This window comes from Caproicibacterium sp. XB2, assembly GCF_044880635.1.
Taxonomy (GTDB): domain Bacteria; phylum Bacillota; class Clostridia; order Oscillospirales; family Acutalibacteraceae; genus Caproicibacterium; species Caproicibacterium lactatifermentans.
In genome coordinates, this window is the sequence record NZ_CP173227.1 from 1476812 (window position 1) to 1501955 (window position 25144).

Below are 25144 nucleotides of genomic sequence, written 5' to 3' on the forward strand. Positions count from 1 at the left end.
ACTTTTTCCCTCCCTTGAATAGGAAATCTCTCTAGCATCTTATATAAATTCTTCGACTGACTATATCTATATTTTAATAAATGTGTGCACCATATTCAATGCTAATATTACACAAACTTCCATTTTTCGATTTGTTCATAATTTCTCCTCCAAAATATAACCTAAGCGGCAAAAAACCTGTGTAGGCACAAAGCCCACACAGGTCCTAAAATATTTTGCAGATGTTCTATTTAGTTTCCGCAGATAAGATTCATTTCTGCAACGGCACGGCCGTTTTTATAGTAAATGCGCGGTACCCGCTTACTAATGCCGCAGGTAATTTCGTAATTGATGGTACCCACCAGACTGGCCAGCTCATCCGCCGTAATGCACTCCTTGCCGTCCGAGCCAATCAGGGTAACCGGGTCCTCTTCCTGCACATTTGGAATATCCGTAACGTCCACCATCATCTGGTCCATGCAGATACGGCCCAAACTATGAGCACGTCTGCCATGAATCAGCACATCTGCCCTGCCGGAAAGCATACGCGGATAACCGTCCGCATAGCCGACTGGAACGGTAGCCACACGCATTTCCCGCTGTGTGCGGTACGTACAGCCATAGCTGACAGGCGTACCGGCAGGCAGTGTTTTTACCAGCGAAACCACGCTCTTCAGCCGCATGACACGCTGCAGGTCCAGCTGGGTGCGCACTTTATCAGAGGGCATCATGCCATACAGAATGACGCCCGGGCGGCACATATCCAGCTGAAACTGTGGATAATCCATTAAACCTGCGGAGTTGTCACAATGCCGAACAGCAAACCGAACCCCGGCCTGCTCCAGCTTATGAATGCCGTCAGTAAAGCTGGCATTCTGCCGATGTGTAAATTCTTCGCCGTCTGCCCCCTCATCTGCAGCTGCAAAATGAGTGAAAATGCCTTCCGGCTGCAGGTGTGGCAGTGCACAGACACGCACAACCTGCTGCAGGGAATCTGCATCTCGTTTCGGGTCCTGATAAAGGAAGCCGATGCGGCTCATGCCGGTGTCCAGCTTAATGTGCGCTTTCACAGTTACGCCGGCATTTTCCGCCGCCGCGTTCAGTTCCTGCGCATATTTTTCAGAAAGCACAGCCTGTGCGATGTTGAGCCGAGAAAGCTCTTTTGCCTGTGTCGGCGGCGTATAGCCTAAAATCAGGATAGGCAGTCCTACCCCGCAGGCGCGTATCTGGATAGCTTCCTCCAGATTAGAAACTGCCAGCCACTGCGCACCCAAACGCTCATACAGGTGCGCCAGCTGTTCGGCGCCGTGGCCATACGCGTCCGCCTTCACCACACAGCACATTTTTACGCCGGGGCGCATGGCTGCGCGGATAGACTGATAGTTGTGAGCCGCTGCATCCAGGTCAATTTCTGCCCAGGTACGCTTCAGGGAATTATTCAAAGTACTTTACACCCGATTCAAACAATTTTTGGTCCTTCTCGCCGGGAACATTCTTATACAGATTGGTGCCGCGGCGTTCACTATGGCCCATCTTGCCAAGGATACGGCCGTCGGGACTCGTGATGCCCTCAATGGCACAAACGGAGCCGTTGGGGTTCCACTCAATGCTGCCGCTGGGAATGCCCGTCGGCGTGACATACTGGGTTGCAACCTGGCCGTTGGCAATCAGGGTTTGCAGCACTTCATCGTTGGCGACAAAGCGGCCCTCACCGTGGGACACCGGCACCGTAAAGACCTGCCCCGGCTCCACTGCCGCAAACCACGGGGATTTGACACTGGTCACACGCGTGTACACCATGCGGGAAACATGGCGGCCCAGTGTGTTGAAGGTCAGCGTCGGTGCCTTTTCGCTTGGCGCAGTGATTTTCCCATAGGGCACCAGTCCCAGCTTAATTAGCGCCTGGAAACCGTTGCAGATGCCCAGCATCAGGCCGTCCCGCTGCTCCAGCAGGCGCTGGACTTCTTCCGCGACACGCGGGCTGCGGAACGTGGTGGCGATAAACTTGCCGGAACCGTCCGGCTCATCGCCGCCGGAGAATCCACCCGGCAGCATGATAATCTGGCACTTTGCAATCGCCTGTGCCATAGCGGCAATCGTTTCTTCAATCGCAGAAGGCGTCAGGTTCCGTACCACCAGAACGTCCACCTTGGCACCCGCCTGTTCAAAGGCTTTGGCGCTGTCATACTCGCAGTTTGTGCCCGGGAACACCGGAATGAATACACGGGGCTTCGCTGCCTTGACAGCCGACGCTGCGCCGCCGCGCTTGGTGTATAGCGGAATATCATGCGTAACTGGGACTTCCCGTGCGTTGCTCGGGAAAACCGAATTCAGCGTACCGCTCCAAACAGCCTGCAGGTTCTCCAGTGTCATATGACTGCCTGCCAGCACAATTTCCGGTGTCTCAATGGTTTGGCCAACTGCGACTGCACCCTTCGGGAAAGCCGTGCCATTTTCCAGTTCGGCAATCAGTGTGCCACAGCGCGGTGCAAAGAGCGCCTGCGCGTCCTCCATATTGCGGTCCAGCGAAACGCCAATGCGGTTGCCAAAGGCCATCTTGGAAACTGCCGCCGCGGTGCCGCCTTCTTTGACCACAGAAGCGGACAGAATGGCACCGTCCTGCATCATTGCCAAAACATTTCGGTAGTAATCTTTTAACGCTTCCCAATCCGGCAGCAGTGTTGCCTCATCGGTCGGCAGCGGGAACAGGACCAGTGTATGTCCCACGCCCTGCAGGGCTGCAGAAATGGTTTTGCTTGCCTTCGTCATCGTCAGGGCAAAGCTTACCAACGTCGGCGGAACGTCCAGCGTTTCAAAGGTGCCGCTCATGCTGTCTTTGCCGCCGATTGCCGGTAGCCCCATGCCCAGCTGAGCAGACAGGGCACCCAACAGTGCCGCTGTCGGCTTGCCCCAGCGTTTGGGGTCCTCTGTCATGCGCTCAAAATATTCCTGGAAAGTCAGGCGTGCCTTTAGGGGGTTGGCACCCATTGCGCACAACCTGGAAAGGCTTTCGGTTACAGCCCATGCGGCACCGTGGAACGGGCTCCATTTGGAAATGCCGGGAATAAAGCCGTAAGCCATCGCGGTCGCGTCATCGGTTTCGCCCGCTGTCGGGATCTTGGCGGCCATGCCTTCTTCCGGCGTCATCTGATAACGTCCGGCAAACGGCATCAGCACCGTTGCGGCGCCAATGGACGAATCGAACCGCTCCGCAAGGCCCTTCTGTCCGCACACTTCCAGCCGGGCAAGGTTGTCGCGGAATGCTTCTGCCAGCGGTTTGCTGGCAAGGCGCTCCGGAACCTGCTCACGGTAGTTCTGCTGCGGGTCCACCGGTTCAATCTCAACGTCTGTTTCCTGTGTTACACCGTTGGTGTCCAGGAAAGCGCGCGTAATGTTGACTACCTCATCGCCCCGCCAGAACATACGCAGGCGCGGCTCTTCCGTGACAACCGCCACTGCCGTTGCCGCTAGATTTTCTTTATCTGCCGCCGCGATAAAGGCATCTACATCTTTTGAATCCAGCACAACAGCCATGCGTTCCTGGCTTTCGGAGATAGACAGTTCCGTGCCGTCCAGTCCTTCGTACTTCTTCGGTACTTTATCCAGATTGATACGCAGGCCATCGGCCAGCTCGCCGATGGCGACACTGACACCGCCGGCACCAAAGTCATTGCAGCGCTTAATCATATGTGCAACCGCGGCGTTGTGGAACATACGCTGAACCTTGCGTTCGGTCGGCGGATTGCCTTTCTGTACTTCGGCGCCGCACTCCTCAACGCTTTCCTCTGTATGTGCTTTGCTGGAACCGGTTGCCCCGCCGATGCCGTCACGGCCGGTCGCACCGCCCAGCAGGACAATGATATCACCGGGAACCGGCTCTTCACGCACGACGTTTGCTTTGGGAACCGCGCCGACAACCGCGCCGATTTCCATGCGTTTGGCAACATAGCCTGGGTCATACAGTTCCTGCACCTGACCGGTGGCAAGGCCAACCTGGTTGCCGTAGGAAGAATAGCCATGAGCGGCACCGGTGGTAATCTTGCGTGTCGGCAGCTTGCCCTTCAGTGTCTTTTCCACCGACACCAGCGGGTCGCCGCTGCCGGTCACACGCATGGCCTGATAGACATAAGCACGTCCGGAAAGCGGGTCACGGATAGCGCCGCCCAAGCAGGTGGCTGCGCCGCCGAACGGTTCAATTTCCGTCGGGTGGTTGTGCGTTTCATTCTTAAACTGCACCAGCCACGGTTCCGTTTTTCCGTCAATGGTAATCGGCACCTCAATGGAGCAGGCATTGATTTCTTTGCTCTGGTCAAGGTCCGGAATTTGGCCGCGCTTTTTCAGCACTTTCATGCCGATAATTGCCATATCCATCAAAGAAACCGAGCGCGTGGTGTCCTTGCCGTACACTTCGTCCCGCACATCATAATACGCCTGCAGCGCCTGTTCAAGAGCTGAACTGACCGCACCTCTGGCGACATGAATATTTTTTAGGTGGGTATTAAAGGTTGTGTGGCGGCAGTGGTCGCTCCAGTAAGTATCAATGACACGCAGCTCCGTAACAGAGGGGTCGCGGTGTTCCTGCTTCTCAAAGTAATCCCGTACAAACAGAAGGTCTTCCAGCGTCATAGCAAAACCCATTTTGCCGTAATAGGCGTGCATCTGCTGTTCATCCCATACGGTAAAGCCTTCCACCCGCTGAACGTTGGCCGGACGCTGTACTTTCATTTCCAGCGTTTCCGGCTTGTCCATGCTGGCAAGGCGGCTTTCCACCGGGTTAATCAGGTATTCCTCCATGCGCTTCATCTCATCCGCAGTCAGACCGCCCTGCACCGCAATGATTTTCGCCGTAACAACCTGCGGGCGCTCCCCCTGTGTTAAAAGCTGCATGCACTGTGCCGCGCTGTCGGCGCGCTGGTCGTACTGGCCGGGCAGGTACTCCATGGCAAAAGCCTGCCAGCCCACAAGCGGGCATTCTTCATCGTGTACCATGTCCTGATTCGGTTCCGAAAGGATTGTGCTACGTGCCTCTGCAAACTGCTCCGCAGTCAGCCCGGAAACATCGTATCGGTTAATCAGCCGCAGTGCCGTAATGCTGCCTAGACCCAGGCTGTGCACAAGATCCTCCCGAATGTGCTGTGCTTCCACGTCGAAGCCGGGCTTCTTTTCCACAAAAACTCTGCTTACGTTAGACATTTTACCCCCGTTCCGCCGGTTTCCCGGCCCGCTGCAAAAAACGCCACTATGTTTTTTCGTGTTTTTCATTTTAGCATAAATCACCCTGCAAGAAAAGGGCATATTCCTTTTCTTTTCCTTAAAAGAGCTTCCTTTTACGGGCAATTTTCTGTCTAGACCAGCAAAAAGGCCTCTGCCTGTTTGCGGCAGAGACCTCTTCATTTGCGTATAATGGATTACTTTTTATCTGCGTTCTTCGCAGCAATCTTTGCGTTGTCCTCGTCAATGTCTTCCTGGATAACGTCGCGCAGCAGGCGTGTCTTGCTGTGGTCGATACGATTTTCAGGCAGAATGGTGTTTTCACAGCCCAGGCCATGCTTATTGCCTTCGCTGCTGACCCACAGACGGTCGGCGACCGGCTTCCAAGCCTTTGCCTGCGCTTCGCACTTTGCGCACAGTTCGTGTACGTCTTCCTTTTCCACCAGGTCGGTAGAATGCGCGCCGGACTTCTTGACAACATCTTCCAAACGGTAGGGGTTATCCAGCAGCGGGCAGGGGCGCAGCATGTTTTCGTTGTAAGGCTGGTTCTTGTGGTATTCCATGAACAGCGGGCTGCAGTATGCTTCCAGCAGGGACTTGTCGTGAATATTGGAGTCACTGTAGTGAATAAACACACAGGGGTCAATATCACCATTTGCGTTGATGTGCAGGTAATAGCGGCCGCCTGCAATGCAGCCGTACACATATTCGCCGTCGAGGAAGAAGTCCAGCGTAAAGAGCTGCTTCGTGTTGCGGAATTTACGTATCTGGTGGTACATCAGCTCACGTTTGTCAGCCGGAACCATCAGGTCAACCGGTGCGCCTACTCCGACAGGCATATAAGTGAAGAACCAGCTGAACAGTACGCCCTGGTCAATCATCCAGTCAAAGAACTTCTCCTGGCTGACGGTGTCTACGTTCTGGCTGGTGTAGCAGCAGGAAACACCAAAGGGCAGCTTGTGTTCACGCAGAATCTTCATAGCTTTGGCAACCTTCTGGAAGGTGCCCTTGCCGCGGCGTGCATCGGTTGTTTCTTCATCGCCCTCAACAGAAATAGCTGGCACGAAGTTGCCGACGCGCAGCATATCTTCTGCAAATTTGTCATCAATCAGTGTTGCGTTGGTGAAGCAGAGGAACACGCAGTCCTGATGTGCTTCGCAAAGCTTAATCAGGTCATCTTTGCGCACCAGCGGTTCGCCGCCTGTATAGATGTACATATAAGTACCCATTGCGGTGCCCTGATTGATAATATCGTCAATCTCATCATAGGTGAGGTTCAAGTTGTGGCCGTACTCGCTGGCCCAGCAGCCGGTGCAGTGCAGGTTGCAGGCACTGGTCGGGTCCAGCAGAATCGTAAACGGGACGTTGCAACCGTACTGTTTGCGGATTTTGTCCTGTTTCTTGCCGCCAATGAGGGTAGCGTTGACAATGAAGTTGGAAAATACAGTCTGCAGAACATGAGTGTCCACCACGTCCCACAGCTTTTTGATGAGCTGGTACCAGTTGTTGTCAGGGTTGTCGACAAAGCGATGGAACATCTTGCGCTGACCAAGGTACATATTACCCGTATCGAACTTATCAATCATGTTCAAAAGTTTTGGGATGTTTTTATCGGGATCTTTTCCCAGATAACTCAAAGCTTTTTTAATACCAAACTTTTGAAGCTGTTCTTTCAGACCTGCATCTGCCATATTGATATCCTCCTAATAAAGAAAAAATAAGCAAAAAGTGCTGCATTTTCAAGACTTTTTTAACCGGGTATGCCAGCCTGCATCCCTTTGTATCTGAAAATCATTATAAGAATGAAATGGGCTTTTGTCCTTAGACAACCTGAAAATAAAGTCATAAAGTATGACACATCTGCGAAATTGTCATACTCTACCGAAGGGAAATGTTCAGTTCCTGTTATCGTTTGTCTCTCTGCCCACAGATATTCCTGCCGGCAGCAGACTTTTTTCTTTCGTCATCTTTTACTGCCAGCGGTCCTTTTCCGGCTCCATGTAAGACCGTTTTCCACATTTGGGACAGGTCAGCATCTTTCCGGCGGAGGCGGTATTTGTTGCGCCGGAGCCAAGGAAATTCAGCAGCGTCGGTTTAAAAACGTGTTTGCACTCCGGACAGATAAAATGCATCTTTCGGCGGTAAAACACAAAACGAATCAGTTCCGCCGCCAGCGTGACCAAAAGGATAATTCCAATCAGTATGGCAATATGTGCCGCTGAAAAAGAAACCGAAAGCTGTATCATATGTTCTCTCCCTTATTTTATAAAGCGTATTCAATGCCAATGTTTGCCCGCACCAGCTGATAAATATTCTGATTTGTCTTTCTTTCAAAGTATCCTTTCAGCTGATAAGTAGCCAGCCATTTCTGCCGGGTAAACCGGCTGCATCCGCGGCGCAGGACCACGTCCACCAGCCGTGTTTCCAGCAGCGTTGGTCCCGTCGGGTAGGCCAGTGCGTCACACAGCTGAATAAGGCGGTCATAGTCATTATACTGGGTTTTGGAAAGTGCTGCCGTCAGCTCGTCCTTTTGGGCATCAGTAATATCCATCTTCCCCATAAAAGAATCCAAACTTTGATACATAAAAGAATGTGTCAGACAGACGCGTGCCACATCCGGGTACCCCATTTGATTCATATCCTGCCAGCCGTCATAAACGTGCCGAATTCCCGAAATGCCGTGTCCTCTGCCAATGTCGTGCAGCAGGCCCAGAATATGTGAATCATCCGCATTTAGGTCCGGACAGGCAGCGGCAATGCGCTGTGCGCAGTCCGCCGTCACTTTGCTGTGGGCAATCCATGGGCCAGGATTGCTGTTTCGTGCCTGTCCCAGCAGTGCCTCTGCCTGCTGCAAAGAAGGAATCTGCATAAAAAACAGTCCACCTTTCTGTCGTTCTTTTTCTTCTATATAATAGTATCGCAGTATCGTACAATTCGACAGCATCCGGCATTTTGTATTTTCTGCCGGAGATGTGCTGATTCGATAAACAGCAAGCTCCCCGAAAGCCACATTGACACCGGCCTTCGGGGAGCTTTATTTTGGAGCAGAAGACGGGAATCGAACCCGCATTCTCAGCTTGGGAAGCTGATGTTCTGCCACTGAACTACTTCTGCATGAAGTAATTATTATTATAACATATTCTGTTTTTTCCTGCAAGTAATTTATTTGAGGAGTTTATGGAACATAGCGGAGGTAAAGAATATGCGTGCCAGCTTTATCAATAGCCTGTTTGATCCCTTTGATTTTATGATAGCGCAAATTATCCATCACGACGATGCCGCCTTCATGGAGAGTCGGCGCGGGATGCTGCTCAATGTAGTTTTTGAAGGGCTCTCCATCTCCCCATTCAGTGAACTAGACAAGAACATAGGAACTGCACATTCGGACGGTCGCGTTCACTGGCTTGTATCATCTTTTTTATAACGGTAGTGAAGCTTGCCTCTGATGATTTTACTATTATGAACGTATCAACTTAAAAAACGGCCTCACTCCGTTTAAAAACCGGAGCAAGGCCGCTTAAATCACAGCTATTCTGCGTCAGGGCTTTTATCTCTTTACATCAAGTTTTACTGGGAGCTGTCCCTCTGCGGAAACCGTACCATCGGCTTTCATCGTAATGCAGGTGCGATTTTTTGGGTTATCATAATCTTTGCTGCAGCCGTCATCGCTGTAATATTGATAAGCGGCACAGTGCTGCACATTGACAAGCAGCGTCAAGTCACCAAAATCGACTTCCGGTACACTTTCTCCGCCCTTTGCAAGAGGAATCATCCGGTCTGAACGCAGGAAAAAGACAATCTCATCCAGAGCGATTGGAATATAGTGGTATCCCTTTTTCATCTGCTCCGTCTGAATTTCCTGTGCGGAATGCATCCGAACCAGTTTCATCGGCTCCGGCAGATAGACCGTCCTGCCCACGGCATTCTGTGTGTAAACCGGTGTCACCATCAGTTCGTCGCCCAGCATGAGCTGGTCCTGCACCCGTGCGGCGTCCTCGTCCTGCGGGTAAACGAATGCCAGCGGTTTAAAGTACATAGTGTCCTGTAGTGTGGCTTTCATATATTCACTGTAAAGATACGGCAGCAGTGCATAGCGAATGCCAATCAGGTTCCGGAATACCGGCAGTACCTCCGGGAAGCGGTAGACTTCCTGACAGCGGGTACCCAGTGCGGAGTGGTTTCGCATAAGCGGTGTAAAGACGCCAAATGCAGTCCAGCGCAGAAGCAGGTCAGCCGTGGCGTTGTCCCCAAAGCCTCCAATGTCCGCACCTGAATACAGGAAACCGCACATATTCAGGGATGGCATCATCTGAATTTCCAGCAGCAAATGACTCCACCATGAGCAGTTATCACCTGTCCAGACACCGCCGTAACGGTGCATTCCCACCATAGAGGAACGGGAGAACATCAGTACCCGTTTATTCGGACAGTATTTTTCAAAGGCTTCCCCGGCGGAACGCGTCATATTATAGCCATAAAGGTTATGAATCTTGTCGTGACGCACCCGCTTTCCGCCGCAATTATGGTAGAAACTCTCATAGTCCTTCGGGTTGTTTGACAAACCGGTGACCAGCTCGCGGAAATAGTTGACCTTATCCATATCCAAATTTTTGCCTTCCAGCTTTTTCATCTCCGCAAAGGCGGCTTTCAGTCCGTCCTCCGAATAGAATAGCGCCGGTTCATTCATATCATTCCAAAATCCGTCAATGCCTTTATCCAGCAGGAAGCGGTACTTTCCGCCGAACCACGCGCGCACCTCCGGATTTAAAAAGTCCGGAAAATAAGCTTTGCCCGGCCAGACCGCGCCCACAAAAGGAGTGCCGTCCTCTTTTTTGCAGAAATAGCCGTTTTCCAGCCCCTCGTCACAAACATCATAGCCTCTTTCCTGCTTAACACCGGCATCAATAATCGGCACAAGGTGGATATTCTGCCGCCGCATTTCCTGCACAAACTCGGCAAAATCCGGAAAGGTTTTGTCATTCAGGGTAAAGTCCTTGTAATGGTCCATATAATCAATATCAAGGTATACCATATCGAGCGGTACATGATTTTCCCGATGTTTCTGCACCACTTCGCGTACTTCATCTTCGCTGTAATAGCTCCAGCGGCTCTGTCCATAGCCAAAAGCCCACTTTGGCGCAATATAGCTTCTGCCAATCAGCCCACGGAACTGATGCACAATCTCCTCTGCACTTTTGCCTTCTATGATATAAAGGTCATAGTCGGCATTCCCCACAGTCACCGCCATATGGTTCATATTGGTGTAACCAATGTCATAATCGACTTTCCCGGGATAATCCAGAAATACGCCGAACATCTGCCCTTTCCCCGCCAGCAGCAGAAAATTGTCCGACGCATACAGGGACTGTTTGCCCTCTGTGTGCTGCGGTTCGTCTGAGCAGTTGCTGCAGTAATGCCAGCCGCGTTTATTGATACCGCGCACGGTTTCACCTAAGCCATAAACAATCGTGTCGCTGCTAAGTGGGCAGGCAAGTGTGCAGTCATCATTTTCCACTGTAAAATACGGCACCGGCCCATGTATGGGCGGCAGGTCTTTCACCACCGCATCGGTCTGAAACGGATGCCCGAATGAATAGCGTCTAATCATAGTAATGTCCTCCTGTAATCTTCTGTTTCATAAATTCCCTGCTTTTCAGCAAAAAGGCCGGATGCACAGCGCAATCCGGTCTTTCGCACATTTCATTCAATATTTTATTTAATTGCTCCTTCTGTCACACCTTTGACGATGTACTTCTGGCAGGCAAGATAGAAAATAACGATTGGGATGATGCACAGCATCAGTCCAGCAGACGCCAAATCCCAGCGCTTGGAGAACTGCCCAAAGAACAGATAGGTCTTCAGCGGCAGAGTCTGCCAGCCGGGTTTGTTAATCACCAGGGATGGCAGCAGATAATCGTTCCAAATCCACATCACATTCAGGATGGCGACTGTAATCATAATGGTTTTGAGCAGCGGCACCACAATGATGAAGAAAAGCTGAATGGAATTGCAACCGTCAATCGTGGCGGCCTCCTCCAGTTCTTCCGGCACATTTTTAATGAAACCATGGAACATGATGATGGACATACTGGTACCGAAGCCAACATACATGATAACCAATCCAACGCGGTTAATCATGTGTAGAGCGGAGCCAAGGCTCATCAGCGGCAGCATCACACACTGAAAGGGAATCAGCATGGCAGCGGCGAACAGCATGAAAATGACAGAACTCACCTTTGTCTTGTATCGCACCAGCACCCATGCTGCCATGGAGGATACCAGCATAATCAGCGCCGTGGACACGACCGTGATGACCAGTGAATTCATAAACGACGTCACATAATCCAAAGACTGAAAAGCCTGCACATAGTTCTTTAGTGTAAAGGTCTTTGCATCCGGAAAGCCCAGCACATTCATAAAGATTCCACGCTGATTCTTAAAGGAATTCAGCATCAGAATAAAGATTGGGAATAAAAACAGAATGCCCAGTAAAATGCCGATGACAACGAATGTCGCCTTCTTGGTTTTATTTTTGCGGTGCATTCCGGTTTTTGCTGTTTGGGTGTTTTCCATTACATCTCAACCTCCTTCCGCTTGGTAAGCATCAGTTGGGTAATGCCAATGGCGGCAACGACAATCAGGAAAATGATACCCTTTGCCTGTGCAATGCCCAAGCGATTTTCCGCAAAGGCGGAGTTGTAAATATTCAGCGCCAGCATCTCGGTTGCGCGGTAAGGGCCGCCGGCTGTCAATGCCAGGTTCTGGTCAAACATTTTGAAGGAATTGGAGATAGTCATGAACAAACCGATTGTGAAGGCAGGCATCATCAGCGGCATCGTAATGTGAACCAGCATACTGCCCGCACCGGCGCCGTCAATGCGTGCTGCCTCCTTGATAGATTCTGGTATCTGCTGGATTTGCGCAATATAAATAATCATCATGTAGCCGGAAAGCTGCCAGACGGTTAAAATCAGCAGCCCCCAGAAGCCGGTCTGCGGATTGGACAGCCAGCCTATCAGAAAATGCATTCCGGTTGCTTTGCCAATTGCCGTAAAGACAGATGTAAATATAAACTGCCATGTAAAGCCGAGCAGCAGCCCGCCAATCAGGTTTGGCATGAAGAAAATGCCGCGCAGGGCAGTTGCGCCGGGAAAAGTCTGTGTCACCAGAAGCGCCAGAGCAAAGCCTACGACATTGACTAGTACCATTGCGCACAAGGCAAACAAAGCCGTGAATCCAAAAGCGTGCAGAAAAGTCTGGTCCTGAAAAATGGTTACGAAATTACGAGCTCCCACAAAGTTGGCACGCTCTGAGATTCCGTTCCAGTCTGTGAAGGCATACCAGAATCCCATGATTGTGGGAATAAGCACAACGAGCACAAAAGCAATCAGCGCAGGCGCCAAAAACAGCCAAAACCGTGTTTTGCTCTTTTGCATCCGTGATTCCCCCTTAGACTTGATTTCATTTAGCACAGGAGCCGCCGTTTGAAAGCGGCGACTCCCGATTCAGGCACTTTCAGTTTTTATCTGCTCAGGAAGCTCTCATGGATTTCCACTGGTCCTTGCAGTTCTTCACGACCTGGTCCCATGTTTCCTCACCGCTCAGGTATTTCTGCACATTGGCGCCTGCCACTTTCTGTGTCCAGGTTGCCGGTGCGCCGTTGTAAACCCAGCCAGGAATTGTCTTCTTTTCTTCCACGGCCTTCATAATACGCTGGTTTAGCGGGTCTGACGGCTTCAGGCTGCCATAGTTGTCAAATGCGACCGCGAACTTCGCGTCATTGATAATAATTTGCTTGCCTTCATCGGACTGATACATAAAGTTCAGAAAATCTTTTGCAGCAGCTTTCTTGTCAGCATCCGCATCTTTATTCACAGCCCAGTACATCGGCACGCCAACCGGCCATTTGCCGTCAGAGAAGCCCGGCACCGGAAGCGGCAGCACATCCAGTTTCTGCAGCACGTTAGCATCCACATTGGTAACAGACGGTGCAATCCAGTTGCCCTGCTCAATGGCAGCAACACGCTCGATAGCAAGGCCGCCCTCCAAAGAAGTGCTATAATCGATAGAATTCAGAGTGCCGCGGTTCTTTGCGTTGGTGGTGTAGCTTGCCTGAAAATCGATCATCTTCTTGTAGCCGTCCGCCGCCTTAAATGGAAGCTCCTTGGCGTTAAATGCTTCGGCTGCATTCTTAAAGTCCTGCCCCAAAGCCGGGTTGATGTCATGGTCACCGATAACCCATGTTTCCTTGGCCGGATACTCCATAACCGCCTCCAACTGCGGATATTTGGATTTCATGTCGCCCTTTTCAATCTTGGCTTTTAGGGTATCAAAGCCTTTCTTCATGCCATCAAAGGTCAGCATTGAATCATAAGACACACCGGCATCCTCAAACATTTTGCGGTTAATGACAATGCCATAGCCCTCAAGGTCAAACGGCATTCCCAAAACTTTGCTGCCATCCTTGACATCGGCTAGGGAATCCTCCGGCAAATGAGAAATCCATTGCTGGTCGGAAAGGTCTTCCAGCTTGCTGTTCCAGTCTTTCACGTCCTGCGGACCGCCGATGTTAAAGATGACCGGCGGGTCAGACTTCATCTTTGTTTTCAGCGCGGCGCCATAATCGTCTCCGCCGCCGACGGTTTCCATGTTAATCTTAACATTCGGGTGCTTCTTTTGGTAAGCGTCAATGGCTTTTTGAAAGGCATCCTTTGCCTCAACTTTGAACTGGAAAATATTAATGCTCACATTTTTATCACTGGGCACTCCGCCTGCAGAGGTGTCCGCCGCAGTGGAACCAGCAGCTCCGGAAGAAGCTCCTGGGTTTCCGCCGCATCCTGTTAATGCAACCGCACACATTGCACCAGCCGTTACTAATGCCAGCAACTTTTTACCTTTCATTTTTAAACAACTCCTTTTCCTCCAAAAGATTGTGAATCAGCATTTCCCAATATGCCACAATTATCACTTTGTCGCAAAAGTTTATCTGGTATAAGCTGATTTTATGTGATTATTATATATCATATATTTTCGTTTTGCAATACTTTTGCGCATAAGTTTTAATATTTTTGATTTTCTACGCATAAAATCGCCGAAACTGGGAACTGCTCTTTTTGGTGCCCAAAGCGGTGCGTACGGCCCACACCGGGAATCGTTTTTTCCGGTTTATAGCAATCTAACAAATTGATCCGTATAAACATACGAAAACTAATTGTATCAGCACACACAAATACGACATTCGTTTTGCGTTAGGAATGTAGGTAATGTCCGTAACCCAGAAGTAATTGGGCAGCGGCTGCTCAAAAGTCCTTTTTAACAGGTTCGGATATTTATATACCGCCTGTTTGTAATGTACAATGGCCAATGCCGACGTATTGGCGAAAGCAAATCATATTTTCGCATTACGCCTGGCGGCATCCGTAGGTCTGCTTTCCACGCCGCTGACAATCCGTAATCGGCCCTATCAGTCACTGGTCTTTATCCCCTTTTGCCTGTTGGTTTCGCCAACCCTTTAATTTGTTGTTTGCTCAATTCATAACTTTCTGCTATTTCCCGATTGGTTTCTTTCCGGCTGTTTTGCACCGAAGTACCTCTTCGTTCAGTAACTCAACTTTTGTATATTTTCTGGGCATAAAAAGATCTCTTTTTTTACTGTCCGTTTTATCGGGTATAGTCCAATCGTGCAGAACAGAGCATTGCCTTATTTTCAGGGAAGCGGTTACAATGGATTTTAGCAGAGGAAATAAGCAAAGCAAAGGAGCCTGCGGAAACCGGTTTTCACGGTAGTGTGATGGCTGCCATAAAAGCTGCACAGACGGGGCAAAGTCAGTGTGACAACAAAAGAAAGGCTGTGGAGAAATTCTCCGCAGCCTTTCTTTTTTGTCTTTATTCTAAATTCACACCCATAAATTACGGTAATTCGCGGAATGTATTCATCATGAAAGCCGATATTTTTATTTCCCGGTGAAACCCAAAAGTGCCCGTAGGCCCTGTAAACTCCATATTTGTGAACTGAGTTTGCCTCTCCGGATAGCCCATTTCGTTTTTCACCTTTCATTGTGCAAGTCCTTTTTCCTTGTTTTCAACAGTTTCATCTGTGATGGTGCGCACGCTGCCGCGCTCAACCAGGTGTGTAGGCAAGTGGATATTTCGTTGCTTCGGCGGATGTCCCTGCATGATGTTTAGGAGCAGCTCCACTGCCAGCCGGCCTTTCTCTGCTGGTTCCTGGTGCATGGTGGTCAGCGACGGGCGGGTATTCTGTGCCAGTATATTATCGTCAAAGCCGACGACGGAAAGGTCTTCCGGTATGCGCACGCCGTTATCTTGTAAATAATTCATGGCAAGCATCGCATAATAATCAGAGACAAAGAAAACAGCTGTGAAATCATTTCTCCGGCGCAGCAGTTCTGCCGGTGCTTTGGTTTTATCCTCATGGGAGGAGGGAATCATCCAGCCTTTTTCACAGCGGATGCCATGCTCCTCCAATGCAGTTTTATAACCCAGATAGCGCTCATGGTCAACGCCGATGAGGTTATCTGAGGAAAAGGCAATGCGTGTGTGCCCGTGCGCAATCAGGTAAGAGGTAATCTGGTAGCCGCCGAATCGGTCTTCCAGCCCGATATTTGCATAATCTTTTCTGCCATCAAAATAAGAATCGATGAAAACCACGGGTTTATGCGTAACTTCTTCAATCCGGCACCACTGATCCTTGTGCATGCTGCAGATGATAAGTCCGTCTACATTCCATGAAAGGGCAAGCTGAATGGCTTCATCCTCCGCATTGGTGATGTGCACCATCATATAAAACTGCCTCTCCTCAATGGCAGCGGCAATCGCACCGACCAACTCGCCATTAAAAGGGTCTGCCAGTGCCTGTGCACCACTTCCTTTTTCAAAGCAGAGGATAATGCCGATGATATGTGTCTGATTGCTGGCAAGATTGCGTGCAGTCATATTGGGAATGTAATGAGATTCCCGAATGACCTGACGAACTTTCTGGATCGTGGAATGGGAAACTTCCCGGGTATTTCCGTGAATGACATTGGAAACAGTAGTGGGGCTGACACCGATTTTTTCGGCCATTTGCTTAATGGTGACCATAACGAAGTTTCCTTTCTGGAGTAAAAGTGAACCTATAGTGATTTAACAAATTGAGTGGAAAGTAATGGTATCGGCACGCAAAAACAGAATGGGGATTCAGGAGATTCTAGGCACATTTCAGGTATAAAAAAGATAGCTGTATATGATTTGTTTCAAAATCGGTTAGAATTTAAGTTACTTCATCTCATTCAACCGAAAGGAAGTACCCATTTCTGCATGAACAGTGTAACACAAGATATGAAATACAAGCAATCCCTAATGCGAATTTAGTGTCGGCCGAGCGGGTCGGAAATATAACCACAGCCGTTCCTATGTTTATTTTTGGAAAAGGCGGTACGATGGTACTCTCCGTTGTCAGTCACGCAGGCCTCACAGTCATCCGAATCAGCATACAGAAGAAGAACTAAAGTTAATTCAGAATATGCGGCGCAGAAACCCGAAGCTTGGCCTTATTAAGTTGTGGCACCGCCTGTGAAAATACGGATATCGACGCTGGCCGGAATTTCTGTTTCGTGTCATGAGAAAAATGGGAACGCGTCTAAATAGATGTAAAGATAGTCCCCATGCGCTGTATTGCTGGTCCAGAGCTGCACTTGTTTCAATATATAGCTGGCGATTGACGAATACTCTCACCTGCGTTTTCTTGGCGCTTACCCGGAACATAATACATATTCTTCCGCCGATTTTTTAAAAAATCCGTTCAGTGGTTTGCACGCCGTGGGGTGCGAATGGAATGCATCCAGACAGATAATAATTTTAGATTTACCAACCGCTTTTTTCCATCAAAAAAAGGGCCATCCTGCGCTCTTGGAAGCAACTGCTGCCAAACTGCTTCATTGGCTCTCTTTTGCTGAATTTTTCCACTTCTTCACTGTCCAATATGTTTGACAAACTTACATTTATTTGAGGAGCTTATGGAATAAATGCACCTCTCCGGAAGGGTCACTGGAAATGGCCACCAGCACATATCGGTCCTGTTGATAAACAGCGGCCTTTTGCACCTGCTGATACTGGTCACTGTTCAGGCCGTGAAATGCCTTTGCCTTCTGCTCCAAACGGTCCGCAATAACCGCCTTCATTTTCTCTGCATCTGCGGCACGGTAAAGCTGGAAGCAGCACAGCTCATCGGCACTACCCCCTGTCTTGGCAATCCACATGCCCTGGCTTTCCACCATGCCCGCTGCTATCGGATAATATTTTTGTATAGACGCGGATGGCACCTGCGTATACTGATTTTGATATCCCAGCTGATTCACTATTTCTTCCGCCAGTACATCTGCCCGGGGCTGATGCTGCGCTTTATGCAGAGACTGAAGTGCATGCACGCCGGCCAGCACGATGACCACAGCCAGCGCTACAGCTAAAACTGAAAGGATAATCCATTTTGGTTTCACGTGATTTCTCACAGGCACTCCCTCCGCCCACACAATATTTTTCCATTCTAATGCTTTTTGTACAATTTATTATTCTAAATTGGAAAATCCGTTGTTATATTTTTTCTTCCCATCTTTTTTGCCCGCCTTGTTAGTTTACATAATATATGTTAAAAAAGTTTGTAAATCTTTACCTGTTAAAAAGTCTTCAACATTTTCAACCGTGTTTTCAACTAAATCGTGCGCAAAATCAGCCATTTTCCGGTTTTGGCGTTGAATTTTCCACATTTTCAACAGTACGGTAGTTAAAAAATCGGTATGGCCTTACGTTTGTTCTTCTGCAAAATTCTCACAAACAGGGCGGAAAATCCATCTATTTTGTCCGTTCTGTCTATTCCTCTACAAACGAGAATAAAAAATGGGCCACCGCAGGTTTTATCCTGCAAGCGGTCCAAAAAGCATGCCGTTTTTCAGTCCGTAAACTGGCTGTTGTAAAGTTTGGCATAGAAGCCGCCCTTAGCCATCAGGGAAGTGTGCGTGCCCTGTTCCACAATGTCGCCGTGGTCCATGACCAAAATCAAATCAGCGCCACGGATAGTGGACAGTCGGTGCGCAATGATGAATGAAGTACGGCCTTTCATCAGTTCGCCCATTGCCTTCTGTATCATAATCTCTGTACGGGTATCCACGCTGGAAGTAGCTTCATCCAAAATCAAAATCTGCGGGTCCGCAAGGAATGCGCGTGCAATCGTCAGCAGCTGTTTTTGGCCCTGACTGACATTGCTGGCATCCTCATTCAGCACCATGTCATATCCGCCGGGCAATGTACGGACAAAGTGGTCCACCTGCGCACATTTTGCCGCGGTAAGCACCTGTTCATCTGTAGCGTCCTGCCGGCCGTAGCGGATATTTTCCCGAATGGTCGCGTTGTACAGCCATGTATCCTGCAGTACCATGCCGAACAGCGTCCGCAAATTGCTGCGCTTAAAGTCACGAATATCGTAGCCGTCCACCAGAATGGCACCGCTGCCGACATCATAGAAGCGCATCAGCAGCTTAACCATAGTGGTCTTTCCTGCACCGGTCGGGCCGACGATTGCCACCCGCTGACCAGGCTCTACCTGGGCACAGAAGTCATGGATAATGGTTTTCTGCGGTGTATAGCCAAAGCTGACGTGCGCGAACTGCACACTGCCGCGGATATGAACATTCAGCTCAGTGTCCGGCTTATCCGTTATATTCAGCGTGATGGCATTTGGGCTGTCCTTCGGTTCCTCTTTTTCCTCTAAGAAATCAAAAACACGCTCCGCCGCAGCCGCTGTGGACTGCATGACGTTGGAAATGTTGGCCACCTGCTGAATAGGCTGCGTAAACTGACGTACATACTGCGTGAACGCCTGAATATCGCCGACCGTGATAAACCCTTTGATCGCGTACCAGCCGCCCAGAATGCAGACGACCACAAATCCGACATTGCCGATAAAAATCATAATCGGCTGCAGCAGGCTGGAAAAGAACTGACTTTTCCATGCCGAATGGTACAGGTTTTCATTATAGCCGGAAAATGTTTTTTCGTTTCTTTCCTGTCCGTTAAAGGCCTGCACAACGACATGGCTGCCATACATTTCCTCGATATGACCGTTTACATGGCCAAGGTAGTCCTGCTGCTGTTTAAAGTATTTCTGTGAATGCTTGACAACAAACAGAATAACCAAACCGGACAGCGGAATAATGCACAGCGCCACCAGCGACATCTGCCAGTTGATGGAGAACATCATAATCAAAATACCAATTAGCTGCGTCACACTGGTGATAATCTGTGTCATGGACTGGTTGAGACTCTGCGAGATGGTATCCACATCGTTGGTCAGGCGGGAAAGGACTTCGCCGTTGGTTGTCGTATCATAGTAGGAAAATGGCAGCCGCTGAATCTTGCCGGCAATATCCCTGCGCAGCTGATAGGTCACGTTCATGGTAACGCCGGTCATAATCCAGCCCTGCGCATAATTAAAGGCAGAACTGACCAGATACAGTGCCAGCAGGAACAATAGAATCTGCCCAATACGGGTAAAATTGATACCCTGCCCTGTACCGGAAATCTGGTTCATGAGGCCGGTAAAAACCTCCGTAGTGGCCTTGCCAAGAACTTTCGGCCCGACAATCATAAAAGCGGCGGAACATACGGCAAACAGGAGAACCAGCAGAATCTGCAGTTTATACCTGCCAAGATAATGGGCAAGTTTTTTCAGCGTACCGAAAAAGTCGTTTGCTTTTTCGCCGGGTACACCCACGGGCGGGCCGCCCATGGGACCGTGATGCCTTTGTGGACGGGAGGGCTTCTCTGTATTCATGCTAATTCCTCCTTTGTCAGCTGGCTGGAGGCAATCTCGTAATAGGTTGGGCAGGTATTCAGCAGTTCGCGGTGTGTTCCGCGCCCCACAATTTTCCCTTCATCCAGTACAATAATCTGGTCCGCGTCCATAATGGTGGAAACACGCTGTGCCACCAGCAGCACTGTCGCGCCGGAAATCTGTGTTTTCAGGGCAGCGCGCAGCGCAGCGTCCGTCTTAAAGTCCAGCGCAGAAAAGCTGTCATCAAACAGATAAATCTGCGCGCCGGTTGCCAAAGCGCGGGCAATGGACAACCGCTGCTTTTGGCCGCCGGAAACGTTGCTGCCACCCTGTGAGATAGATGTCTGCATACCGTCCGGCATGGTACTGATAAATTCCGTAGCCTGTGCCACCTGTGCCGCGGCATTGAGTTCTTCATCAGTAGCGTCCGCCTTGCCGTAACGCAGGTTGGATGCAATGGTGCCGGAAAGCAGCACGCCTTTCTGCGGGACATAGCCAATGCGTGCGCGCAGGTCCTTCTGGGAAGCCTGCCGAACGTCCAGTCCGTCTACATAAACCGCACCTTCCGTTACATCATAAAAACGAGGAATTAAATTGATAAGCGTGCTTTTTCCGGAGCCGGTCGAACCAATAAAGGCCGTTGTCTGTCCCGGTTCCGCGGTAAAGCTGATGTTGTGCAGAACATCTTCCTGTGCCCCCTGATACCGGAAAGAAACCTGGCGGAACTCCACGCAGCCCTTCTTTTCTGGACGAAACGCTTTTGGCTCCGGCGGGTCCTGCACAGCAGGTTCGGTTTCAATAATATCGGCAATACGGCCCGCTGATACAGAAGCACGCGGCAGGAAAATGAAAATAGCGGAAATGAACAGGAAGCTGATGATAATCTGTATGGCGTACTGCATATAGGCCATCATATCGCCCACCTGAATCCGGCTCTGTGCTACCTGATGAGCGCCTACCCAAACAATGAGCAGAGAAATGCCGTTCATAACCAGCATCATAACCGGCATCATAATCGCCATCAGGCGGTTGACAAAGCGCTGGTTGTCCGTCAGGTTACGGTTAGCCTTATCAAAGCGCTTTTCTTCAAAGTTCTGGTTGCTGAAGGCGCGCGTCACCATCAAACCAGTTAGGTTTTCGCGGGCCACAAGGTTCATGCGGTCAATCAGACTCTGCATTTTCTTAAAGCGCGGCAGCGCAATGGAGAAAATCACGCCTACCAAACCAATCAGCACAATGACCGCCAGCGCAATAATCCATGTCATAGAAACGCTCTTGCGCACGGCCATGGTAATGCCGCCGAGGGCCATCATGGGTGCGTAGAACAGCATGCGGATTCCCATGAGCACGACCATCTGCACCTGTGTGATATCGTTGGTCGTGCGCGTGATGAGGGACGCCGTGCTGAATTTATCAAATTCGGTATTTGAAAAAGCATTGACACGGTTAAAGACGTCACGGCGCAGGTCACGGCTCATGCCGGCCGAAACACGGGAGGCCAGCAGCCCCACCAAAATGGCGGCGGCAACACTGCCCAGCGTAAAGAGCAGCATATACAGCCCTTCCCGTATGATATAGTTTTGTTCGATTTGCGCTGTGTCAACACCCAGTTCCTGGTAGAAAGCCTTAACCAACACAGCGCCGCTCTGCAGCTTCATACTGTCCTGCACACCGGCGGCCTTTTTACGGGCGTCCGCAAAGGTCTGCTGTGGCACACGCGCCAGCATCGGCTCCATCTGGTACAGCTTGGAAAAATCGATATTGCTGACATCTGTCTGTGTGGAGCTGTCCTGCGTGGTGGAAGCCTTGCTGCCCATTTTGCTTTGCAGGGACTTCATTGTATTGATAAAAGTCCATGTCGTTTCACCGAACAGGTTACTGACCGCCTGACGGTCGGCGCTGTCCTTTAGTTCATAAATATCCTCGGTTTTGTTCTGCGGATAGCTGGAAGTATCCGTGCCCTTTTGAACCAGCTGATAACTGTTGTCAATCAGCGTTTTCTGATCCTGCGACATAAAATTTTTGAAAAACTGCAGTCCTTTTGTGCTGACAGCACTGGGGGCAGCATTGGTAATGCCGCCCTGCTGAATGCCGGTATTGACGATATTGCTCATGTAGTTTGGCAGAGACAAATCGCACATTGCCTGCGCAAACAGCAGCAGTACTGCCAGCAGAATCGGGCCGAAATAGGTTTTGAAATAGCGGGAAATTCGGCGCATAGTTTCCTTCCTTTCTGCGTGAAAAACGGTATACAGCACTGCCGTGGTTATGTCAGCTCGTCCTGCATGGCATCGGCCAGCTCGTTCAGCAGTGAAGTCAGCTGTTCTTCTTTTTCTTCGCCAAGGCTGCCCAGCACACGGTCCATTTTCTCTGCCATAACCGCGGTGAGCTCCTGGTAGCGGTCACGGCCGCTGTCCGTCATGCGAACATACACCACACGGCGGTCACGTTCGCTGTTTGTGCGCTCTATTAGACCCTTTTGTTCCAGCGAGCGCAGCATTTGGCTGATGGCCGAGCGACTCATGTGTATCTGGCGGCCAAGGTCGCTGGCACGCACATCATGCTCCTGCTGTAAATGCAACAGATGGCACAATACAAACCACTCGCCGGGTGTAATGCCGGACAGTCGATGCATCCGCCCGCTGGTTTTGCGTACTCTGCTGGCCGCCGCAAACAGTCTGCTGTGTTTGGCATTCATCACGTTCTCGCCCCCTCTCCTGAAAATGACAGCACCGCAACTGTAAAGTAGCTTTAATAATTGCAGTACATGAATAATTAAGTATTATAAACAATTTTAAAACAAATGTCAACTGCTTTTTTCGGCATAGCGCATTTGCCGTACGTCCACGGTATTCATTTCGTCTGCAGCGAAATGCTATGTACTGAATCGTGTATAATGCATAGTGTTTCGGGAAATGCGCACTGTCAAGTCCCGTGTGGAACTTTTCCTGGGAGCACTCGTGTGTTAAGATAGAAGAAAAGGAGCGAAAGCGATGGAAAATGCCGTTGTCCGTGGCAGTATTCGCTGCGGCGAAATACAAATGCCTTATTTATTGGTACGGAAACCTGTCAAAAATATCAATATCCACGTCCGCACCGACGGCACCGCTGTTGTTTCCGCCGCAGAATGGGTGCCGGCGGCCGAAGTGGAACATATTTTGCAGAAAAAAAGCCGCTTCCTGCTTTCTGCACGGGAGCGGATAAAACAATGTGCGGTTCTGCAGCCTCCGGTCCATCAATATGAAAGCGGCGAGCAGTTTCGTGTACTGGGACAAATGTTGACACTACAGGTTCAAACCGGTTTTCCTGCCAGTGTACAGCGGCAGGGCGCGGCACTTTTCCTGCGGGTGCCGGCGGAGTCAACCGCCAAAAAGCGGAAAGCGCAAATGGACCGCTGGCTGCGGGATACCTGCCAAGCCATTTTTACACAGGCTGCCCTGCAGGCACAGGACCTGCTGGCAGACCGCTGTCTCCCACAAAACATTACCCTGCGGGTACGCCGCATGATTTCCCGCTGGGGCAGCTGCATTCCGACAAAGCATGTAGTCACATTCAGCACCCACCTGTTGGAAACACCTGCTTTCTGTGTGCAGGCAGTTGTCCTGCATGAATATGTCCATTTTCTGCATCCGGACCATTCCCGCGCGTTTTACGCGGAACTGGAACGCGTTATACCAGATTACCGGCAGCAGACACAGCTGCTGAAAAGTCCAGCTTACGCTGTTTTTTATAATGAATAGCTGCATTTTTGGCAAAAAGGCAACAAAAAAGCCCCGGCATACAGGAATGTAAAAACAGTTCCTCTGCCCGGAGCTTATTTCAGTTCGGAATAAGGACTTTTCCCGCCGCATAAATTGCCGCGAAACGGAAAAGTCTTTTCGTCAACAGCCAGATTGTCAGGTCGGCACAATCCGTCAGTGCTATACAGTTCTGCTATAATCAAATGTCCTGAAAACCCGCATAAACCAAAACCGCAGTACCTGCCGCCGCACTTTTTCGGGGAAAATCCAAGCTGCTGGTCTCCCCTTTCGGGGACCGTGCAAAAAGCCGGACTCTGCCGCAAAAGATGTGCAGGCAGGACACGTTTCGGCTGCCTACGAGCAGGACCTCTACAGCATTCGCTGTGTACCGAGATGGGACGTACCGCCATTGGACAAGCCTTTCATGCTGCCGGCGTCCTGTACGGAAACCGTACCAGCGTTCGTCGTCTTTCCGTCTCTGCAGGGAAAAGCACCGCTGCCCGGGCCGACGATGGACAAGGCGGCCTAAAAACCTGCGCACGGAAAAAGGAAACCAAGTCCTTTATCTCCGTTCGCAAAAGGTCTGCCGCACTGTTGTCCGCCGCCGCAGCCCGCTGGAAACGTGCTTTTTGTAAAAGCCCGGACCGGACGATTCTGTAAAAGGAAAGGCGCCCATGTACAATATCTGTCATGAACGTCCCTGTCCTGCACTATAGTATAACCATATCTTTTTAAAAATGCAAGACGTAAATGTGCAATATTCGCTTTCAACAATAGGAGGAAAAACTGTATACATTGGGGAAAGCATTCTCTGCTTTTCTTTCAAAACAGCAAAAGCTGCCTTGGCATAGCTGATTCCCTACTTTTTACGGTAAAAATACGGAATTTTCGGTCTGATTTTTCGCTGAAAGCAGTGCCATGCTGAATGCCCGTATCAGGCTTTCATGGAAATTCCTTCTGCTTTTTTTGGTATTCCGCATTTTCACACAGCTATTTATGCATATTCCTTTTCTTTCCTGCAAAAGGATGACAACACTATTCTGTCCTTTAAAAAGCCGAACACAGCAGGAAAGACTCGCCGTTTCCAGAGCTATCCGAACGCTGTGGCTGACTCCGTCGCATCCGCTGTTCGCTGTTTTTTGTATGCCGGTTGTTATTCCCGTGTGTCGTTTCTGCGCTTTCCCCCGTTCCGGAATGCAAATTTCCTTCGGATTATTTGTATCCGCTTTGCATCGGCCGCTGATTTATTAAACTGTTTCTGTTGTTGGTTCATGCACCGAAAATACAGTCGCCAGCCTTACATTCATCCTGCTTCCATACTATAGTATGAGAGTGTAAAGAAATAGATACCAAAAAATCTCTGCTTCTTTTTTTATCTACCGCACCGAAA

The 25144-nt window shown here is 50.0% G+C and carries 17 protein-coding genes and 1 tRNA gene; 2 read left to right on the forward strand and 16 right to left on the reverse strand.

Features of this window, described 5'->3' with window-relative positions; genetic code table 11:
- Window positions 1-230: 230 nt before the first annotated feature.
- From alr to ACIHKT_RS07475, 16 genes are all read right to left on the reverse strand, one after another.
- Window positions 231-1421, reverse strand: coding sequence for an alanine racemase (alr, locus tag ACIHKT_RS07400; protein ID WP_086036316.1), 1191 nt, complete (start codon window positions 1419-1421; stop codon window positions 231-233).
- Window positions 1414-5172 (reverse strand): phosphoribosylformylglycinamidine synthase, encoded by a 3759-nt coding sequence (locus ACIHKT_RS07405; RefSeq protein ID WP_404352237.1) that lies wholly within the window; start codon window positions 5170-5172, stop codon window positions 1414-1416. Before ACIHKT_RS07405 ends, alr begins: the two co-directional genes overlap by 8 nt.
- 215 nt (window positions 5173-5387) lie before the next feature.
- Complete coding sequence (locus tag ACIHKT_RS07410) at window positions 5388-6881, reverse strand: radical SAM protein (protein ID WP_086036318.1); 1494 nt, start codon at window positions 6879-6881, stop codon at window positions 5388-5390.
- 279 nt (window positions 6882-7160) lie between these two features.
- Window positions 7161-7436, reverse strand: coding sequence for a hypothetical protein (locus tag ACIHKT_RS07415; protein WP_086036320.1), 276 nt, complete (start codon window positions 7434-7436; stop codon window positions 7161-7163).
- Between the two features lie 17 nt (window positions 7437-7453).
- Window positions 7454-8059: an HD domain-containing protein gene (locus ACIHKT_RS07420; protein WP_174192864.1), complete on the reverse strand. Its 606-nt coding sequence runs from the start codon at window positions 8057-8059 to the stop codon at window positions 7454-7456.
- A gap of 171 nt (window positions 8060-8230) precedes the next feature.
- Window positions 8231-8304: transfer RNA gene (locus ACIHKT_RS07425), tRNA-Gly, on the reverse strand.
- A 61-nt stretch (window positions 8305-8365) separates the two neighbouring features.
- Window positions 8366-8506 (reverse strand): hypothetical protein, encoded by a 141-nt coding sequence (locus tag ACIHKT_RS07430; RefSeq protein ID WP_157659011.1) that lies wholly within the window; start codon window positions 8504-8506, stop codon window positions 8366-8368.
- A 231-nt stretch (window positions 8507-8737) separates the two neighbouring features.
- Window positions 8738-10798 carry a TIM-barrel domain-containing protein gene (locus tag ACIHKT_RS07435; protein ID WP_404352240.1) on the reverse strand — a complete coding sequence of 687 codons (2061 nt, stop codon included), beginning with the start codon at window positions 10796-10798 and terminating at the stop codon, window positions 8738-8740.
- A 104-nt stretch (window positions 10799-10902) separates the two neighbouring features.
- Entirely contained in the window at window positions 10903-11763 is an 861-nt protein-coding gene (locus ACIHKT_RS07440) for a carbohydrate ABC transporter permease (RefSeq protein WP_404352242.1), read from the reverse strand.
- The gene (locus ACIHKT_RS07445; RefSeq protein WP_086036328.1) at window positions 11763-12626 is read right to left on the reverse strand and encodes a carbohydrate ABC transporter permease; all 864 of its coding nucleotides are present in this window, start codon (window positions 12624-12626) and stop codon (window positions 11763-11765) included. The genes ACIHKT_RS07440 and ACIHKT_RS07445 overlap by 1 nt, the downstream gene beginning before the upstream one ends.
- A gap of 94 nt (window positions 12627-12720) precedes the next feature.
- Window positions 12721-14091 (reverse strand): ABC transporter substrate-binding protein, encoded by a 1371-nt coding sequence (locus tag ACIHKT_RS07450; RefSeq protein WP_086036330.1) that lies wholly within the window; start codon window positions 14089-14091, stop codon window positions 12721-12723.
- Between the two features lie 1152 nt (window positions 14092-15243).
- Complete coding sequence (locus tag ACIHKT_RS07455) at window positions 15244-16290, reverse strand: LacI family DNA-binding transcriptional regulator (RefSeq protein WP_086036334.1); 1047 nt, start codon at window positions 16288-16290, stop codon at window positions 15244-15246.
- 899 nt (window positions 16291-17189) lie between these two features.
- Window positions 17190-17696, reverse strand: a complete 507-nt coding sequence (locus ACIHKT_RS07460) for a DUF4358 domain-containing protein (RefSeq protein WP_157658976.1) — start codon at window positions 17694-17696, stop codon at window positions 17190-17192.
- Window positions 17697-18133: 437 nt separating this feature from the next.
- Window positions 18134-20014 (reverse strand): ABC transporter ATP-binding protein, encoded by a 1881-nt coding sequence (locus tag ACIHKT_RS07465; protein WP_174403014.1) that lies wholly within the window; start codon window positions 20012-20014, stop codon window positions 18134-18136.
- Entirely contained in the window at window positions 20011-22233 is a 2223-nt protein-coding gene (locus tag ACIHKT_RS07470; RefSeq protein ID WP_174403015.1) for an ABC transporter ATP-binding protein, read from the reverse strand. The genes ACIHKT_RS07465 and ACIHKT_RS07470 overlap by 4 nt, the downstream gene beginning before the upstream one ends.
- Before the next feature lie 47 nt (window positions 22234-22280).
- On the reverse strand, window positions 22281-22712 hold the full coding sequence (locus ACIHKT_RS07475; RefSeq protein WP_086036342.1) for a MarR family winged helix-turn-helix transcriptional regulator: 432 nt from the start codon (window positions 22710-22712) through the stop codon (window positions 22281-22283).
- 295 nt (window positions 22713-23007) lie between these two features.
- Between ACIHKT_RS07475 and ACIHKT_RS07480 the strand changes: the two genes are divergently transcribed.
- Complete coding sequence (locus ACIHKT_RS07480) at window positions 23008-23754, forward strand: M48 family metallopeptidase (RefSeq protein ID WP_086036344.1); 747 nt, start codon at window positions 23008-23010, stop codon at window positions 23752-23754.
- A 328-nt stretch (window positions 23755-24082) separates the two neighbouring features.
- Window positions 24083-24283: a hypothetical protein gene (locus tag ACIHKT_RS07485; RefSeq protein ID WP_157658978.1), complete on the forward strand. Its 201-nt coding sequence runs from the start codon at window positions 24083-24085 to the stop codon at window positions 24281-24283.
- Window positions 24284-25144 lie beyond the last annotated feature (861 nt).

Coding starts and splice junctions, on each gene's coding strand:
- ACIHKT_RS07440 (WP_404352242.1), bottom strand. CDS start 11,763: ATGGAAAACACCCAAACAGCAAAAACCGGAATGCACCGCAAAAATAAA.
- ACIHKT_RS07415 (WP_086036320.1), bottom strand. CDS start 7,436: ATGATACAGCTTTCGGTTTCTTTTTCAGCGGCACATATTGCCATACTG.
- ACIHKT_RS07475 (WP_086036342.1), bottom strand. CDS start 22,712: ATGAATGCCAAACACAGCAGACTGTTTGCGGCGGCCAGCAGAGTACGC.
- ACIHKT_RS07450 (WP_086036330.1), bottom strand. CDS start 14,091: ATGAAAGGTAAAAAGTTGCTGGCATTAGTAACGGCTGGTGCAATGTGT.
- ACIHKT_RS07465 (WP_174403014.1), bottom strand. CDS start 20,014: ATGAATACAGAGAAGCCCTCCCGTCCACAAAGGCATCACGGTCCCATG.
- ACIHKT_RS07480 (WP_086036344.1), top strand. CDS start 23,008: ATGGAAAATGCCGTTGTCCGTGGCAGTATTCGCTGCGGCGAAATACAA.
- ACIHKT_RS07435 (WP_404352240.1), bottom strand. CDS start 10,798: ATGATTAGACGCTATTCATTCGGGCATCCGTTTCAGACCGATGCGGTG.
- ACIHKT_RS07410 (WP_086036318.1), bottom strand. CDS start 6,881: ATGGCAGATGCAGGTCTGAAAGAACAGCTTCAAAAGTTTGGTATTAAA.
- ACIHKT_RS07470 (WP_174403015.1), bottom strand. CDS start 22,233: ATGCGCCGAATTTCCCGCTATTTCAAAACCTATTTCGGCCCGATTCTG.
- ACIHKT_RS07420 (WP_174192864.1), bottom strand. CDS start 8,059: ATGCAGATTCCTTCTTTGCAGCAGGCAGAGGCACTGCTGGGACAGGCA.
- ACIHKT_RS07405 (WP_404352237.1), bottom strand. CDS start 5,172: ATGTCTAACGTAAGCAGAGTTTTTGTGGAAAAGAAGCCCGGCTTCGAC.
- ACIHKT_RS07445 (WP_086036328.1), bottom strand. CDS start 12,626: ATGCAAAAGAGCAAAACACGGTTTTGGCTGTTTTTGGCGCCTGCGCTG.
- ACIHKT_RS07455 (WP_086036334.1), bottom strand. CDS start 16,290: ATGGTCACCATTAAGCAAATGGCCGAAAAAATCGGTGTCAGCCCCACT.